The 15,206-nt window shown below is 71.8% G+C and carries 14 protein-coding genes; 8 read left to right on the top strand and 6 right to left on the bottom strand.

The window, feature by feature from the left end; all coding sequences use genetic code 11:
* Positions 1–165: 165 nt before the first annotated feature.
* The 6 genes from PIQ37_RS09970 to trxA all read right to left on the bottom strand — a co-directional run bounded on the left by PIQ37_RS09970 (position 166) and on the right by trxA (position 6,636).
* Positions 166–939 carry a queuosine precursor transporter gene (locus PIQ37_RS09970; protein WP_407136585.1) on the bottom strand — a complete coding sequence of 258 codons (774 nt, stop codon included), beginning with the start codon at positions 937–939 and terminating at the stop codon, positions 166–168.
* Positions 940–944: 5 nt separating this feature from the next.
* Complete coding sequence (locus PIQ37_RS09965) at positions 945–1,622, bottom strand: DUF502 domain-containing protein (RefSeq protein ID WP_342073345.1); 678 nt, start codon at positions 1,620–1,622, stop codon at positions 945–947.
* A 210-nt stretch (positions 1,623–1,832) separates the two neighbouring features.
* Positions 1,833–2,282, bottom strand: coding sequence for a DUF4442 domain-containing protein (locus PIQ37_RS09960; protein ID WP_295913265.1), 450 nt, complete (start codon positions 2,280–2,282; stop codon positions 1,833–1,835).
* Positions 2,279–3,946 (bottom strand): sensor domain-containing diguanylate cyclase, encoded by a 1,668-nt coding sequence (locus PIQ37_RS09955; RefSeq protein WP_342073344.1) that lies wholly within the window; start codon positions 3,944–3,946, stop codon positions 2,279–2,281. Before PIQ37_RS09955 ends, PIQ37_RS09960 begins: the two co-directional genes overlap by 4 nt.
* A complete protein-coding gene (locus PIQ37_RS09950) occupies positions 3,943–5,619 on the bottom strand; it encodes a FecR family protein (RefSeq protein WP_342073343.1) in 1,677 nt (558 codons plus the stop codon). Before PIQ37_RS09950 ends, PIQ37_RS09955 begins: the two co-directional genes overlap by 4 nt.
* A gap of 156 nt (positions 5,620–5,775) precedes the next feature.
* Complete coding sequence (gene trxA, locus PIQ37_RS09945; RefSeq protein WP_342073342.1) at positions 5,776–6,636, bottom strand: thioredoxin; 861 nt, start codon at positions 6,634–6,636, stop codon at positions 5,776–5,778.
* Positions 6,637–6,790: 154 nt separating this feature from the next.
* Between trxA and PIQ37_RS09940 the strand changes: the two genes are divergently transcribed.
* The 8 genes from PIQ37_RS09940 to rlmH all read left to right on the top strand — a co-directional run bounded on the left by PIQ37_RS09940 (position 6,791) and on the right by rlmH (position 15,075).
* Positions 6,791–7,414: a DUF998 domain-containing protein gene (locus PIQ37_RS09940; protein ID WP_342073341.1), complete on the top strand. Its 624-nt coding sequence runs from the start codon at positions 6,791–6,793 to the stop codon at positions 7,412–7,414.
* A gap of 221 nt (positions 7,415–7,635) precedes the next feature.
* The gene (leuS, locus tag PIQ37_RS09935) at positions 7,636–10,278 is read left to right on the top strand and encodes a leucine--tRNA ligase (protein ID WP_342073340.1); all 2,643 of its coding nucleotides are present in this window, start codon (positions 7,636–7,638) and stop codon (positions 10,276–10,278) included.
* Between the two features lie 127 nt (positions 10,279–10,405).
* Positions 10,406–11,020, top strand: a complete 615-nt coding sequence (locus tag PIQ37_RS09930) for an LPS-assembly lipoprotein LptE (protein ID WP_342073339.1) — start codon at positions 10,406–10,408, stop codon at positions 11,018–11,020.
* A 101-nt stretch (positions 11,021–11,121) separates the two neighbouring features.
* Entirely contained in the window at positions 11,122–12,156 is a 1,035-nt protein-coding gene (holA, locus tag PIQ37_RS09925) for a DNA polymerase III subunit delta (RefSeq protein WP_342073338.1), read from the top strand.
* Positions 12,153–12,947 (top strand): nicotinate-nucleotide adenylyltransferase, encoded by a 795-nt coding sequence (gene nadD / locus PIQ37_RS09920; RefSeq protein WP_407136586.1) that lies wholly within the window; start codon positions 12,153–12,155, stop codon positions 12,945–12,947. The genes holA and nadD overlap by 4 nt, the downstream gene beginning before the upstream one ends.
* 56 nt (positions 12,948–13,003) lie before the next feature.
* Positions 13,004–13,423, top strand: a complete 420-nt coding sequence (gene rsfS / locus PIQ37_RS09915) for a ribosome silencing factor (RefSeq protein ID WP_160961088.1) — start codon at positions 13,004–13,006, stop codon at positions 13,421–13,423.
* On the top strand, positions 13,416–14,582 hold the full coding sequence (locus PIQ37_RS09910; protein ID WP_342073336.1) for a J domain-containing protein: 1,167 nt from the start codon (positions 13,416–13,418) through the stop codon (positions 14,580–14,582). The genes rsfS and PIQ37_RS09910 overlap by 8 nt, the downstream gene beginning before the upstream one ends.
* A gap of 22 nt (positions 14,583–14,604) precedes the next feature.
* The gene (rlmH, locus tag PIQ37_RS09905; RefSeq protein WP_160961086.1) at positions 14,605–15,075 is read left to right on the top strand and encodes a 23S rRNA (pseudouridine(1915)-N(3))-methyltransferase RlmH; all 471 of its coding nucleotides are present in this window, start codon (positions 14,605–14,607) and stop codon (positions 15,073–15,075) included.
* Positions 15,076–15,206 lie beyond the last annotated feature (131 nt).

Here is a 15,206-nt window from a genome sequence, read left to right as displayed (position 1 = left end):
CCCGATCCGCACCGCCGAGGCCACCCATGGCCGCTGCCTGCGGGCGCCCAACGCCCTGTCGCGGGCGGGCGCCGTGCCGCGACGGGCCAGGCGGCACCGGCGTCTGCGGCGCTGCACGACGGCCGCGCGCAAGCGCGTGCGGGGCGCTCGCGCGTGTGCCGGCGTTCAGTCGGCGGCGGCTTCCTCGCGCAGTTGTTCGGCGCGTTCGGGGCTCAGGTAGTCGGTGATCAGCCGCCGCATCAGGTACAGCAACGGGATCAGCAGCACCGCCAGCAGCATCTTGCAGATGTAGTTCAGCGTGCTCACCGCCAGGAACAGCGGCATCGACCAGTGCTGCGGGCCGAGCACGAAGGCGATGTAGATCACCACGAAGCTGTCGATCAGCTGCGAGACCGCGGTGGAGCCGGTGGCGCGCAGCCACACGTGCTTCTCGCCGGTCACGCTGCGGATGCGGTGGAACACCGCCACGTCGATCAGCTGGCCGGCCATGAACGCGACCAGCGAGCCGGCGATGGTCCACATGCCCTGGCCGAACACCGCGGCGAACGCGGCCTGGTAGTCGGGCACGCCCTGGTGTTGCGCCGCGGTGATCCAGAAGCCGGCCGGGGCCAGCGCGATCGCGGCGAACGCGAACAGGAAGCCGTAGCCGATCAGCGCCACCGCCAGCCAGGAGATGAAGCGCACGCCACGGCGGCCGAAGAACTCGTTGATGGTGTCGGTGAGGATGAACACCAGCGGCCACAGCAGGGTGCCGGCGGTGAAGTTCATCGAGCCGGTCTGCCCGAACAGGTTCCAGTTCAGCGGCGCGATGCCCAGGGTGTCTTCCAGAGCGAAGATCTTGACCCCGATGAACTCGGCCAGCGCGGCGTTGACGCAGAAGAACGCCGCCAGGGCGATGAACAGCCGGACCGCGCGATCGTCGAGCGTGCCGCGGCGCATCGGCGTCAGCGGTCCACGGTGCGGGTGAAGGGCACGCTCTCCGGCGATACCGCGCCGCCGGAGATGATGAAGCTCATGGCCTGGTCCACGCTCCAGTCGGTGGGCGTGAGCAATTCCACCGGCACGATCTCCAGGTAACCGGAGGTCGGGTTGGGCGTGGTCGGCACATACACCGCTGCCAGCTCGCGGCCGGTGCCGTGTTCCTTGATCACACGCGTCACCAGGCCCACCGACTTCATGTCCCGGTGCGGGAAGTCGATCAGCACCACGCGCTGGGTGCTGCCGGGCTGGGTCTGCAGGATGTCCACCAGCTTGCGCACGCTGTCGTAGACCACGCTGGCCAGCGGGATGCGGCGCATCACGGCCTCGAACCAGCGCAGTAGGCGCTGGCCGATCATGCGCCGGCTGAGGATGCCCACCAGCAGGATCACCGCCAGGGTGGCGATCAGGGCGATGGTGTTCTGCACCCATTGCGCGGTGGCCCAGCCCAGCTCGCGCGGGAACGAGGCGGCGATGCGCGCCGACAGCGGCACCACCCAGGGGCTGCTGATGCCCGAGAGCAGCACGAACACGAACTTGACCACGACCCAGGTCAGCCAGATCGGCAACAGGGTCAGCAGGCCGGTGAAGAACAGCCGTTGCAGGGACGGGCGGGGGGCGGGAGCGGAGAGATCGGGCGACATCCGCGTAGTGTAGCGGCGCGTGATGGCCGTTGGTGCGGCGCCGCATGGTCTCGCGGCGCGGCCGTGCAGCTGCGATTGGGCCGGGCCCCGCCCATGCGGCCCGCCTCGCGGCGCCGCGCACGCTGACGGCGCGGCCGGGATCGCATGCGATGTGTGTCGGCCTGCGCGGAGGCGGCGCCGGCCTTGGCGAACACGCGGGCGGCAGGCGCGCTAGCGCGGCGGCTTGCGCTTGACGTACAACTGCTTGCGCGTCCGCGCCACCACCTCGCCCTGGGCGTCGACGACGTCGGTCTCGAACCAGCGCAGATGCTTGTCGCCGCCGGCGGTGGCCGCGCGCAGTTCGTCCAGCAGCGCCTGGTCCAGATCGAACTGTGCGCTGACCGTGCCGCGGCCCGGGCGCACGAACTCGATGCTGCCGGCCTTGTCCCAGACGTAGTAGTCGCGCCCCAGGTTCTGCATGGTCAGCAGCATCCAGAACGGGTCGGTCATGGCGAACAGGCTGCCGCCGAAATGGGTGCCCACGTAGTTGCGGTTCCACGGGCGCATGCGCAGTTCGACCCGCGCGTGGCGGTAGTCCGCGCTCAGTTCGGTCACATGGATGCCGGCGCACAGGAACGGCGGCCACAGGTTCAGGCCCAGGCGGAACAGCGATGGCTTCATTGCGTGGCGGTGGGTGGATCGGAGTGTGGCAGGGTGCCAGACGCATGCGTATGGTGTGCTGTCGCGTCGCTGAGCGCGTAGCCGTCGCGTCCGTCGCGCTTGACCCGGTACAGCGCCGCGTCGGCGGATTCGAAGAACGCGCGCTCCGACGTGAGCGTTGTCGCCGTGGCGCTGTGCACGCCCAGGCTGGCGGTGATGGCGACGCTGCCGTTCGGCGCGCGCAGCGACAGCCCGCGGATCTCCTCGACCAGCGCCGCGGCGATGCGGCCGGCATCGGCGGCATCGGTGGCGGGCAGGATCATGGCGAACTCGTCGCCACCAAAGCGCGCGGCGACCTCGCGCGGATGTCGCGCATGCCGCGCCACCGCGGCGGCCACCAGCTTCAGCGCGCGGTCGCCGGTGCGATGGCCCAGGGTGTCGTTGTAGCGCTTGAAATGATCCACATCGACGATGATCAGCGTCAGCGGCCGGCCGCTGCGCCGCGCCTCGTCCAGCGCCTGCGCGAACGCCTGTTCGAAGCCGTGGCGGTTCACCAGCCCGGTCAGGGCGTCGCGATGCGCCTGGCGGCGCCAGCGTGCCGCGTGCAGGTACAACTGGCCGGCGGCGAGGATGGCCAGGGCGACCAGGGCCGCCCCTGGCGCGAACCAGCGGCTGCCGAGCAGCAGCCACAGCAGGCTGCCGCCGGCGACCACCGCCATGCTCGCCAGCGGCACCAGCCAGCGCCGTCGGCGCCCACCGGCGCACTGCGCGCCCAGGCAGGCCAGCAGCACCAGCAGCGCGGACCCGGCCACCTGGGCAGTGCGCGACGACGGCAGGATCGGGTCGCCGCGCAACAGCATCGCTGCGACGTTGGCCTGGTATTCGGGCGCGCTCATCCAGCGCGCATCGGACATCGGCGTCATCACCCGCTGCCCCAGGCCGGTGGCGGTGACGCCGACGATCGCCAGGCGTCCGCGCAGCGACTGCAGCGGAATCCGGCCCTGCACGACGTCGACGTAGGACACCTGCGCGAACGGTGCCGACGGCGCGGCGAAACGCAGGCCGACGTAGTCCGCGCGATGCCAGGCATAGGGCGCGTCGGTGGTGGCCGGCGCCGGCGGCAGCACGCGGCCGGTGAGGGCCGCGGCCAGCGCCGGCCAGTGCGCACTGCCCAGCCCGGCGCGCAGGTAGACGCCGCGCGCGATGCCGTCGGCATCGACGGCGAGATCGGTGTGCGCCAGCGCCGCCGCGGCGGTGGCGATGGCGGGGGTCGGCAGCAGCTCCTGCGGCATGTCCGCACCGCTGGCGCTGCCGATCACCGGCAGCACGGTGCGGCCATTGCGCCGCAGCGCCGCGGCCAGGCGCGCATCGTCGTCGGCGTGTTGCAGGTCGGGTTCGCTGAACAGCAGGTCCAGCGCCACCCGCTCGGTGCCCGCTGCGCTGAGCCGGTCGAGCAGGCGCGCGTGCAGGTCGCGTCGCCATGGCCACTGGCCCAGTGCCTGCAGGCTGCGGTCGTCGATGGCGATCAACAGCAGGCGCGGATCGGCCGGGCGCGGCGCCTGCGCGATCGCCGCGTCGTACAGCGCGTTGTCCAGTCGCGCGGTGACATCGCCCAGGCTCAGTGCCGCGGCCAGTGCGGCCGCGGCGAGCGCCACCAGCACGTGTCGCAACAGCGCGCCGTTCACAACGCCAGCCACAGCAGCAGCGCGCCGCCGGCCGTGCCGAGCTTGCAGTAGCGGCAGGGCAGGTCCAGCGTCTGCGGCGTCGAGAACGGCGCGGCCTCGCCGTCGGCGTCCAGGGTCTGGATGCGTACGTACCAGGTGCCGCGGCGCGGCCGCGGCAGCGCGACCTGCGGCTGCGTCACGGTGCGTTCGAGCAGGCCGCGGCGGAACCCGGGATCGCGCGCCAACTGCACCCGGTAATGGCGCGCGTCCGGATCCGGCTGCCAGCGCAGGGTCAGCGTGCCGCGCTCGGCCTGCGCCGGCACCAGCCCAGGATCGACCGGCGTATCGCTGAGATGCAGCGTCAGTGCCTGCCCGAACGGGCCTTGCCGGCCTTGCGCATCGCGCGAGGCGAGGCGCCAGAAGTAGGTGCCGGGCGGCAGGGGCTGCGGCGCGCGCAGATGGGTCGCGTCGGTCTCCTGCTCCAGCAGCAGGTCTTGGAACTGCGCATCGCGCGCCACTTGCAGCACGCTGCTGCTGGCCTCCGGGTTGCGGGTCCAGGCGAAGCGCGGCCGCGCAATGCGCAGGTGCTGCTCGTGCAGCGGCTGCACGGTCAGCGGCGGCAGCGGCGTGGCCGAGACCTGCAGCGGCTGCTCGGCGTCCTCGCCTTCCACGCCGCTGGCGGTGACGCCGCGCAGCAGCAGCCGCAGGTCGCCGGCCGGCAGCGCGTCCAGCGCCAGTGCGGTGGCCTCGGTTTCCTGGGCGAAGCGCAGCACCTCGCGTTGCTGCGCGTCCACCGCCTCGAGGCGGTAGTGGCTGGCGCCGGCCAGCGGCGCCCAGGCGAGCAGGTAGGGCGGGCGCTGCAGGCGACTGTGCGCCAGGTCCAGGGTCGGCGCCGGCAGTAGCGCTTCCTGGCGCGGCGTCGACCCGGTGGCGACCCGCGCCGCCTCGCCTGGCTGCAGCAGGCGCTGGCCGCCCTGGCCGGCGACGCGTACCGCGCCCTGCAGCACCTCGGTGCTGGCGAACGCGCTGTCGCTGCCGGCGCCGACCCGGAAGCGGGTGCCGCGCACGCTGCTGGTGCTGGACGGGGTCTGGATGATGTAGCGCGAGGCGGGCCCGGTGGCGGGGATGACGTCGTTGCTGGTGCGGCCCTTCTCCAGCCGCACCCGGGTATCGACCATGCCGGTGGCGCCGTAGCGGACGAGCTGGTCGAAGCGCACCAGGCTGTTCTCGCGCAGCTGCATGCGCGAACCGTCGGCGAACTGCACGGTGGCGCTGGCGTCGGCGCCGGTCTGCAGCGCGCTGCCGATCGGCAGCGGCATGCCTTGCTGCGCCGACAGCGTTGCCTGGTCGGCGGTCTGCACGCTGATCTGCCCACGCAGAGCGACCAGCCGCGCCGGCGCCGGTTGCACGCGCAGCCAGGCGATCGGAAACCGCAGGCGCGATCCCGGCACCAGCCGCTGCGGATCGGCGACCTGGTTGTGCTGGCCCAACCGTGTCCAGTCCATGCCCGGACGCAGATACAGCCGCCCGAGATCCCACAGCGTATCGCCGGGGCGCACCCGGTAGTGCCAGTCCTGCGCCATCGCGGTGGGGGCGAGCAGCAGGCCGATCCAGCACAGCAGGCCGGCCAGCCTGCGTGCGCCTGCCCACGAGGTGCGGGTGGGCGAGGCCATGCGGCGATCGAACTGGTTCACGGCATACATCCGGCAAAAGACCAGGCCGGCGCTGCCTGCGGGGCTGCAGGCAGCGTTCGTCCCTGATCGCGGCATCCTGGGGTCAGGCCGGGTCGCGTCCGTCCGTCGCAGCGGCTGGAGACGCCGTAGTCAGCCGCTGGACCTGAGATTGTAATCTCAGAACAACAGGGCGGACATCTTGCGGCGGTACTGCCCGACCAGGTCCTCGTCCTCGATCACCCGGAACGCATCGATCAGCGCCTTCTTGGGCAGGCCGTCCTCGAACGTGCGGTCCTGGCGCAGCATTTCCAGGAACTGCTCCAGCGCGGCCGCGTCGTCGCCGCCGACAAGGTGGCGCACGCCCAGCAGGTAGCGCGCCTTCAGGTCGCCCGGATCCTGCGCCAGCGTGGCCTGCAGGGTCTCCAGCGGCGGGGCGGCCTGCAGCGCGCCGACAAAGCCCAGCCGCGCCCGTGCCCGCACCGCGCGCTCGTCGGTGGCCAGGTTGGCCGGCAGTGCGTCGATCAGGGTCTCGGCCTCGGCGGCGGCGCCGACCTTGACCAGGGCCAGGGCCAGATCCAGCTTCAGTTCGTCCTTGTCCGGCTCGGCCGCCACCGCCTCGCGCAGGCGCTGCACCTCGGCCTGCGGATCCAGCGGCGCCGCCGGCACGTCCTCGGCCGGTTCCTGCGCCGCCAGCGGCGCGATCCCGTGCTGGGTCAGGAACTCGCGCAACTGGCCCTCGGGCAGGGCGCCGGGGAAGCCGTCGACCAGTTGCCCGCCCTTGACCAGGAACACCGTCGGCACCGAGCGGATCTGGAACGCCGCGGCGATCTGCTGCTCCTGGTCCACATCGACCTTGGCCAGCACGAAGCCGCCGTTGTACTCGGCCGCCAGCTTTTCCAGGATCGGGCTCAGGGTCTTGCACGGGCCGCACCAGGGCGCCCAGAAGTCCACCAGCACCGGGGTCTGCAGCGAGCGCTGCAGCACGTCGGCTTCGAAGGTCTCGGTCTTGGCGTCGAAAACGTGGGGCGTGTCGGACATGGGCAGTGTCATCGCAGGCGAGAGGACGCTCTGTATGGAGGCGCGGCGGCGCCGATGCAAGGGCGGCGGCGTCGCGCCACGGATGCTGGCCGCGGCCGCAGCGGCGACAATGCCGGGTTTCAGGCGCCGTGGCGGCGCGAAAGGAAAGTAACGGATGGGCGAGGTGAGCGAACGGGGGGTGCGCTGGATCGGGCCGCTGCTGGCGGTAGCCGCGGTGGCGGCGATGCTGGGCTTCGGCGCGGTGCTGCCCGGCTATCTGCCGTGGTCGCATCCGCTGGCCCTGCTCGGTGCGCGCGGCATCCCGCATGCCTGGGCATTCAACCTGCTGGCATTCGTGCTGCCCGGGTGCCTGGCGCTGGCGCTGGCGCTGCGGCTGCTGCGCCGCGCCGGCCGCCATGCGCCCTGGTCGCTGCGGGTCGGTGGGCAGTTGCTGCTGTTGGCCGGCCTGGCGTTCGCCGGCATGGGCCTGCTGCCGCTGGACCCGACCGACCTGGACGCGCGCTCAACCCAGTTGCATGCCAGCGCCTGGTTGCTGTGGGTGGTGGCCCTGGTGGCGGCCGCGGCCCTGCTGGGGCTGGGCGCGCGCCGCGATCCGGCCGCGCGCGGCTGGGCCGCGCTGGCGCTGGCGATGGCGCTGCTGGTGACACTGGGCGCGTTCGCGCTGGATCGGCTGCTGTCGCCGGCGCTGGCGCAGCGGCTGGTGTTCCTGCTGTGGTGGGGCTGGCTGGCGTTGCTGGCCTGGTGGCCGGGGCCAACGAGGGTCCCGCACCGCGGCTGACCCGGTCGGGCTTGCGCAGTCGGCCGTCGAGGCGGGCTGCGGCAGGGGCGATGCCGGCGTGCGCCTCGGCCGCGCCAATCGCGTTGCAGCCGCGGTTCCGGCGCCTGTCAGGCGCCGCCGCGGCGTCCCGCGCCTTTGCCGCCTGTCGCCGGGATTGGAGCGGCTTGCCGCGCTACGGTACCCTTGGCCGCTTTGTTGCCGCCTGGCCCTTGCCCGTTTCCATGTCCGCCGTCGAGCCCACCGCCTACGACCCGCAGCAGGTCGAATCCTCCGCCCAGCAGTTCTGGGACGCCACCCGCGCCTTCGAGGTCGACGAGACCTCCGACAAGCCCAAGTTCTACTGCCTGTCGATGCTGCCGTACCCGTCCGGGGCGCTGCACATGGGCCACGTGCGCAACTACACCATCGGCGACGTGATCAGCCGCTACCAGCGCATGATCGGCAAGAACGTGCTGCAGCCGATGGGCTGGGACGCGTTCGGCCTGCCGGCCGAGAACGCAGCGATCAAGAACAAGACCGCGCCGGCGAAGTGGACCTACGCCAACATCGACCACATGCGCAGCCAGCTCAAGTCGCTGGGCTATGCCATCGACTGGTCGCGCGAGTTCGCCACCTGCCGGCCCGAGTACTACGTGCACGAGCAGCGCATGTTCACCCGGCTGATGCGCAAGGGCCTGGCCTACCGCCGCAACGCGGTGGTGAACTGGGACCCGATCGACCAGACCGTGCTGGCCAACGAGCAGGTCATCGACGGCCGCGGCTGGCGCTCCGGCGCGCTGGTGGAAAAGCGCGAGATCCCGCAGTGGTTCCTGCGCATCACCGACTACGCACAGGAACTGCTGGACGGCCTGGACCAGCTGCCGGGCTGGCCGGAGTCGGTCAAGACCATGCAGCGCAACTGGATCGGCCGCTCCGAGGGCCTGGAGATCCAGTTCGACGTGCGCGACGCCGACGGCAGCGCGCTGGATCCGCTGCGCGTGTTCACCACGCGCCCGGACACGCTGATGGGCGTGACCTTCGTGTCCATCGCCAGCGAGCATCCGCTGGCGCTGCATGCGGCCAAGTCCAATCCCGAGCTGGCCGCGCTGCTGGCCGAGCTGAAGCAGGGCGGCGTCTCCGAGGCGGAGCTGGAAACCCAGGAAAAGCGCGGCATGGCCACCGGCCTGACCGCGGTGCACCCGATCAGCGGCGAGCAGGTGCCGGTGTGGGTCGCCAACTTCGTGCTGATGGGGTACGGCACCGGCGCGGTGATGGCGGTGCCCGGCCACGACCAGCGCGATTTCGAGTTCGCCAGCAAGTACGCCCTGCCGATCCGCCAGGTGATCGCGCTGAAGGCGCCGAAGAACGACGACGAGCGCAGCTACGACCCGACCCGCTGGCAGGACTGGTACGGCGACAAGACCCGCGAGCTGGAACTGGTCAATTCCGCCGAGTTCGACGGGCTGGACTTCCAGGGCGCGTTCGAGGCGCTGGCCGAGCGCTTCGAGCGCAAGGGCCAGGGCCAGCGCCGGGTCAACTACCGCCTGCGCGACTGGGGCGTCAGCCGCCAGCGCTACTGGGGCTGCCCGATCCCGGTGATCTACTGCCAGAGCTGCGGCGCGGTGCCGGTCCCCGAGGACCAGTTGCCGGTGCTGCTGCCGGAGAACGTGGCCCTGAGCGGCACCGGCTCGCCGCTGAAGACCGACCCGGAATGGCGCAAGACCACCTGCCCGCAGTGCGGCGCGGCGGCCGAGCGCGAGACCGACACCTTCGACACCTTCATGGAGTCGAGCTGGTACTACGCGCGGTATACCTCGCCCGGCGCCAAGGACATGGTCGACAAGCGCGGCAACTACTGGCTGCCGGTGGACCAGTACATCGGCGGCATCGAACACGCGATCCTGCACCTGATGTACTTCCGCTTCTTCCACAAGCTGCTGCGCGATGCGCGCCTGGTGGACAGCGACGAGCCGGCGACCAACCTGCTGACCCAGGGCATGGTGATCGCCGAGACCTTCTACCGGCAGAACCCGGACGGCTCCAAGGACTGGATCAACCCGGCCGACGTGGACGTGCAGCGCGACGACAAGGCGCGGGTGATCGGCGCGGTGCACCGCGGCGACGGCCAGCCGGTGCTGATCGGCGGCACCGAGAAGATGTCCAAGTCCAAGAACAACGGCGTCGATCCGCAGGCGATGGTCGGCAAGTACGGCGCCGACACGGTGCGTCTGTTCTCGATGTTCGCCGCGCCGCCGGAGCAGTCGCTGGAGTGGAACGAGGCCGGCGTCGACGGCATGGCGCGGTTCCTGCGCCGGTTGTGGGCGCAGGTGCACAAGCACGTCGCCGACGGCGCCGCCCCGGCGCTGGACCCGGCCGCGCTGGACGCCGAGCACAAGGCGCTGCGGCGCAAGACCCACGAGACCATCGGCAAGGTCGCCGACGACTACGGCCGCCGCCACAGCTTCAACACCGCCATCGCCGCGGTGATGGAGCTGACCAACGCGCTGGCCAAGTTCGACGACACCGGCGCGCAGGGCCGCGCGGTGCGCCAGGAAGCGCTGGAGGCGGCGGTGCTGCTGCTCAACCCGATCACCCCGCATGCCAGCCACGCGCTGTGGCAGGCGCTGGGCCATCCGGCGACGCTGCTGGAGGACGTGCCGTTCCCGCAGCCGGACCCGGCCGCGCTGGTGCGCGACGCGGTGACCCTGGCGGTGCAGGTCAACGGCAAGCTGCGCGGCACCATCGAGGTCGGCGCCGATACCCCGCGCGAGCAGATCGAGGCGCTGGCCCAGGCCGAGCCGAATGCGGCCAAGTTCCTGGAAGGGCTGAGCATCCGCAAGATCATCATCGTCCCCGGCAAGATCGTGAACCTGGTGGCGGCGTGAGCCGGCGCGCCGCGGCGGCCGCATCGCGGCCGCGCGGTGCGGCATCAGGTCTCAACCCGCGTTCACGCGGCGTACGGCAGGCTAGCCGCCTGTTGCCGCGCCCAGCCGGCTCCTCCAGACTGTGTCCATGACCCGACTCCTGCTCGCTTTCGTCTTCGCGGCGTCCCTGACCGCCTGCGGTTTCCATCTGCGCAACAAGCTGACCCTGCCGGCGGATACGCCGTCGGTGAAGGTGGTGTCCTCGGCGCCGTACAGCGAGCTGGCCAAGCTGCTCGAGCGCGGCCTGCGCGCGGCCGGTGCGGAGATCGCGCCCAAGGACGTCAACACCGGCGTGGCCCGCCTGGAAGTGCTGTCCGAGCGCTGGGGCGACCTGCCGATCGCGCTCGATGCCGAAGGCCGCGCCCAGGAATACAGCCTGCGCTACGCAGCGATCTTCCTGTTCCGCCGCGCCGACGGCAGCGTGCTGGTGCCGCAGCAGGTGATCGAGCTGTCGCGCGACTACGTCTCCCCGCCGACCGACGCCACCGGTACCTCCACCGAGCGCGAGATACTGGCCGACGAACTGCGCCGCGAGATGTCGGCCTCGATGCTGCGCCGGATCGACAGCGTGGTGCGCGCGCAGGTGCGCGACGGCAAGGACGTCAACGCCGCGCCGCCGTCGACCGACGGCACGCCGGTGGAAGGCAAGCCGGCCGACGGCACCCCGGCCGCAGGCAAGCCGGCGACCACGCCGCAGCCTTGAGCGTGGCCCTGCTGCCTTCGCCGCCGCGCGCGGCGGCCATGCCGTTCGCTGCTGGCGCGTGGCGTTCGCCGTCTCCGCCTGCAGCAGCGTAGGCTGTCGCCATGGAACTGCGTCCCGAACAACTCGCCACCCAGCCGGCGTCGCAGCCGCTGCAGCCGGTCTACCTGATCGCCGGTCCGGAAACCCTGCGCGTGCTCGAAGCCGCCGATGCCGTGCGCGCCCGCGCGCGCGCCGCCGGCATCGGCGAGCGCGAGGTGTTCGATGCCGACGGTCGCGATTTCGACTGGGGCCAGCTGTATTCCAGTTTCAACGCGCCCAGCCTGTTCAGCGCGCAACGCCTGATCGAACTGCGCCTGCCCAGCGGCAAGCCCGGCAAGGAGGGTGGCGAGGTCATCAGCGCGTTCTGCGCCAACCCGCCGCCGGACGTGGTGCTGCTGATCACCTGCAACGAGTGGAGCAAGGCGCACCAGGGCAAGTGGGCCGACGCCGTCGCGCGCATCGGCACCATCGCCGTGGCCTGGGCGATCAAGCCGCACGAACTGGGCGACTGGATCGAGCGGCGCCTGCGCAGCAAGGGCTTGCGCGCCGACGCCGGCGCGGTGCAGCGCCTGGCCGAACGGGTGGAAGGCAACCTGCTGGCGGCGGCGCAGGAGATCGACAAGCTGGCCCTGCTGGCCGACGGCCAGGGCCTGGACGTGGCGGCGATGGAGTCGCTGGTCGCCGATGCCGCGCGCTACGACGTGTTCCGCCTGGCCGAGGCCACGCTCGGCGGGCAGGCGCCGGCGGTGCGGCGCATGCTCGCCGGCCTGCGCGCCGAGGGCGAGGCGGTGGCCGCGCTGCTGCCGATCCTGATCAAGGAACTGCTGCGCACCGCCGCGCTGGCCAAGGTGCAGGCCGCCGGCGGCAACCTGGCGGCGGAAATGAAGGGGCAGGGCATCTGGGAATCGCGGCAGGCGCCGTTCAAGCGCGCCCTGCAGCGCCACGCCGAGCCGCGCCGCTGGGAACGCTTCGCCGCCGAGGCCGGACGCATCGACCGCATCGCCAAGGGCCGCGCCGACGGCGACGCCTGGATCGCCCTGGAACGCCTGCTGCTGGCGATCGCCGAGGCGCGGGCGGTGCGGTTGTTGGTGGTATGACGGCCGGGAATGGGGAGTCGGGATTGGGGATTGGCAACAGCGGCGATCCGAGGATGCAGGATGCGCGCGCAGAGCTTCCCGCCGTTGACGAATCCCCAATCCCGACTCCCGAATCCCGTCCTCTCACCCTCGTCTACGGCGGCACCTTCGACCCCATCCACAACGGCCACCTGGCGATCGCGCGGGCGGCGCGGGATGCGTTCGGGGTGCCGGTGCGGCTGATGCCGGCGGCCGATCCGCCGCATCGGCCGGCCCCCGGGGCCGATGCGCAGCAGCGCTGCGCGATGCTGGCGCTGGCCATCGCCGATACGCCGGGGCTGGTCCTTGACCTGCACGAAGTGCGGCGCGCGCAGGCCCGGCCCGGCGTGGCGTCCTACAGCATCGACACGGTGCGCGAGCTGCGTGCCGAACTCGGCGCCGACGCGCCGCTGGCGCTGCTGATCGGCAGCGACAGCTTTGTCAGCTTCAGTGGGTGGCGCGAATGGCGGGCGCTGCTCGAGGCGGCGCACCTGATCGTCGCCGACCGCGCCGGCAGCGGCTGGGAGCGGGCGGTGCCGGCGGAACTGGCGCAGGCGGTGGCCGGACGCTGGGCCGAGACGCCGCAGGCGCTGGCCCGTGCGCCGGGCGGCCGCCTGTGGTGCCTGCGGCAGCCGCTGCGCAGCGAATCGGCCAGCCTGGTGCGGGCGCGCATCGCCGCCGGCGAGGACTGGGCGGCACTGCTGCCGCCGGCCGTGGCCGCCTACATCCGCGACCACGGTCTGTATGCGCCCGGCGCGGCCGCGGCTGGCTGAATACGCGTCCTGCCGGGGTCGCCTATAATTCGCCCCATTCCTTCGAGTTCGCCGCTTTGTCCAGTCAAGCCCACGTCATCAAGACCCAAGTCCCCAATCCGCCGCCGCCGCTGCCGGTCCTGCTCGCCCACGTCCGCGAGGCAGTCGAGGAACTCAAGGCCAAGGACGTGGCGGAAATCGACGTGCGCGGCAAGTCCAGCGTCACCGACTACCTGGTCATCGTCTCCGGCACCTCCACCCGCCACGTCAAGTCGATCGCCGACGAAGTCATCAAGTACGCCAAGCGCCTGGACGTGATGCCGCTGGGCGTGGAAGGCGAGCGCGAGGCCGAGTGGGTGCTGGTCGACCTCGGCGACGTGGTGGTGCACGTGATGCTGCCGCGGGTGCGCGAGTTCTACGCGCTGGAGCGGCTGTGGACGGTCGGCGACCAGCCGCCGGGTGACGACGACGGCGACGACACGGCACGCGATGCCTAAGCGGCAGGCCGGGCTGCCGGCGGGCGGCTTCGAGCTCGCGCCGTCCGCCCGGATCCGCGCCGGTACCGGCGCCGCGACGCAGCTGCTGGCCACGCCGGCACGCAAGCGCTTCGATGCGCTGATCGAACGCCTGGAGCGGACCCGCGAGGAGTTGCGCGACTGGCGCGAGGCGCTGCCGCGCTGGGAACAGCGATTCCACGCGCAGGTCGAGCCGTTGCTGCAGGCGCGCGACGCCGCGCAGGCGCACCTGGTGCACGACCTGGATGCCGCGCATGCCGCACACAAGCTGGGCAAGCGCGAGCGTGCCGACCTGTCCGAGGTGCTTTGCGCGTTGGCCGCGCCGTTGCTGGAGCAGCCCGGGTTCGACGCGCTGAAGCCGATCCATGCGCGCCATCGCGGCGCGCAGGGCGACGGTGATGCCCTCAGTGGGGACGCCGCGATGCAGGCGGCGCTCGCCGCCGAGTTCGGCCTGACCATCGACGAATTGCAGCACCTGCCGTCCCCGGAAGCCCTGTACGCGCAGTTGCAGCAACGCCAGCACCAGCAGCAGGCGCACGCGGACGGACGCGCGCAACGGCATGCCAAGCGCCGCCGCGCCGGCGCCGCGGCTGCGAGCGGGTTCGATGCGCAGCAGGCACGGCGCACGCTGTACCGCACCCTGGTCGCGGCGCTGCATCCGGACCGCGAACCTGATGCGCGGCAGCGCGAACGCAAGACCGCTCTGATGCAGGAACTCAACCGCGTCTACCGCCAGGACGATCTGCTGGGCCTGCTGGAACTGCAACTCGAGATCGGCCAGCTGGACCACGTCGGGATCGCGGCCATGGCGGAGGAGCGCATCGGCGACTATGCCGCGATGTTCGCCACGCAACTGCAGCAGGTCGAACGGGAGCTGGCGCAGGTGGTCGATGCGTTCGTGGCCGACTATGGGCTGGCCCTGGAGCGCCGCCCGCAGCCGCATCGCCTGGATGCGCTGATGGCGCAGATCAAGCGCCAGTTGCAAGACGAGATCGCCTATTGCGAGCAGGACCGGCGCGCGCTGCAGCAGCCCGCCACCCTCAAGCAGTGGCTGCGCCAGCAGCGTGCCGCACTCGAGGCGCAGGACGCCGCCGAGGCGTCGGCGCCGTCTGCAGTAGGCATGGCGGCGGAGCGCGGGTGATGCGCGTGCGGCGAGCGGCACCATGAAGGCGCGCCTCATCGCCACCGGCGAGCGCGCCCCGACCTGGGTGGCGCAGGGTTTCGCCGAGTACCGCAAGCGGCTCTCGCACTGGCTGCCGCTGGATCTGGTCGAGATCGAGCCTGGACTGCGCGGCAAGGGCCGCGATGCGCAACGCGCGATCGAGGACGAAGGCCGCCGGGTCCTGGCGGCGCTGCCGAAGAACGCGCTGGTGGTGGCGCTGGACGTGCCCGGCAAGCAGCACAGCTCCGAGCAACTGGCGCAGCGCATGGAGCACTGGCGCGGACAGGGGCGCGATCTGGCGTTCCTGATCGGCGGTCCCGAGGGCCATTCGCCGGAGGTGCTGGCGGTCGCCAGCGAATCCTGGTCGCTGGGGCCGCTGACCCTGCCGCATATGCTGGTACGGCTGGTGGTGGCCGAGCAGCTCTACCGCGCCGCGGCGATGTTGGCTAATCATCCTTATCATCGCGCCTGATCGCCTGATCGCTTACTGTGCGCGCCCGCAAGGCGGGAATGTGGGCCTGAATGTCGATGCTTGTGAGCCGATCACTGCAGCAAAAAGCCCGGGCTTGCGCCCGGGCTTTTCGTTAGGGCCTTGCGACGTTC

The organism is Xanthomonas protegens, assembly GCF_038442435.1.
Lineage (GTDB): Bacteria > Pseudomonadota > Gammaproteobacteria > Xanthomonadales > Xanthomonadaceae > Xanthomonas_A > Xanthomonas_A sontii.
The sequence above is the reverse complement of the archived record's forward strand: the minus strand, read 5'-3'. Positions and strand labels throughout refer to the sequence as shown.

Coding starts and splice junctions, on each gene's coding strand:
- PIQ37_RS09970 (WP_407136585.1), bottom strand. CDS start 939: ATGCGCCGCGGCACGCTCGACGATCGCGCGGTCCGGCTGTTCATCGCC.
- PIQ37_RS09965 (WP_342073345.1), bottom strand. CDS start 1,622: ATGTCGCCCGATCTCTCCGCTCCCGCCCCCCGCCCGTCCCTGCAACGG.
- PIQ37_RS09960 (WP_295913265.1), bottom strand. CDS start 2,282: ATGAAGCCATCGCTGTTCCGCCTGGGCCTGAACCTGTGGCCGCCGTTC.
- trxA (WP_342073342.1), bottom strand. CDS start 6,636: ATGTCCGACACGCCCCACGTTTTCGACGCCAAGACCGAGACCTTCGAA.
- PIQ37_RS09940 (WP_342073341.1), top strand. CDS start 6,791: ATGGGCGAGGTGAGCGAACGGGGGGTGCGCTGGATCGGGCCGCTGCTG.
- leuS (WP_342073340.1), top strand. CDS start 7,636: ATGTCCGCCGTCGAGCCCACCGCCTACGACCCGCAGCAGGTCGAATCC.
- PIQ37_RS09930 (WP_342073339.1), top strand. CDS start 10,406: ATGACCCGACTCCTGCTCGCTTTCGTCTTCGCGGCGTCCCTGACCGCC.
- holA (WP_342073338.1), top strand. CDS start 11,122: ATGGAACTGCGTCCCGAACAACTCGCCACCCAGCCGGCGTCGCAGCCG.
- nadD (WP_407136586.1), top strand. CDS start 12,153: ATGACGGCCGGGAATGGGGAGTCGGGATTGGGGATTGGCAACAGCGGC.
- PIQ37_RS09910 (WP_342073336.1), top strand. CDS start 13,416: ATGCCTAAGCGGCAGGCCGGGCTGCCGGCGGGCGGCTTCGAGCTCGCG.
- rlmH (WP_160961086.1), top strand. CDS start 14,605: ATGAAGGCGCGCCTCATCGCCACCGGCGAGCGCGCCCCGACCTGGGTG.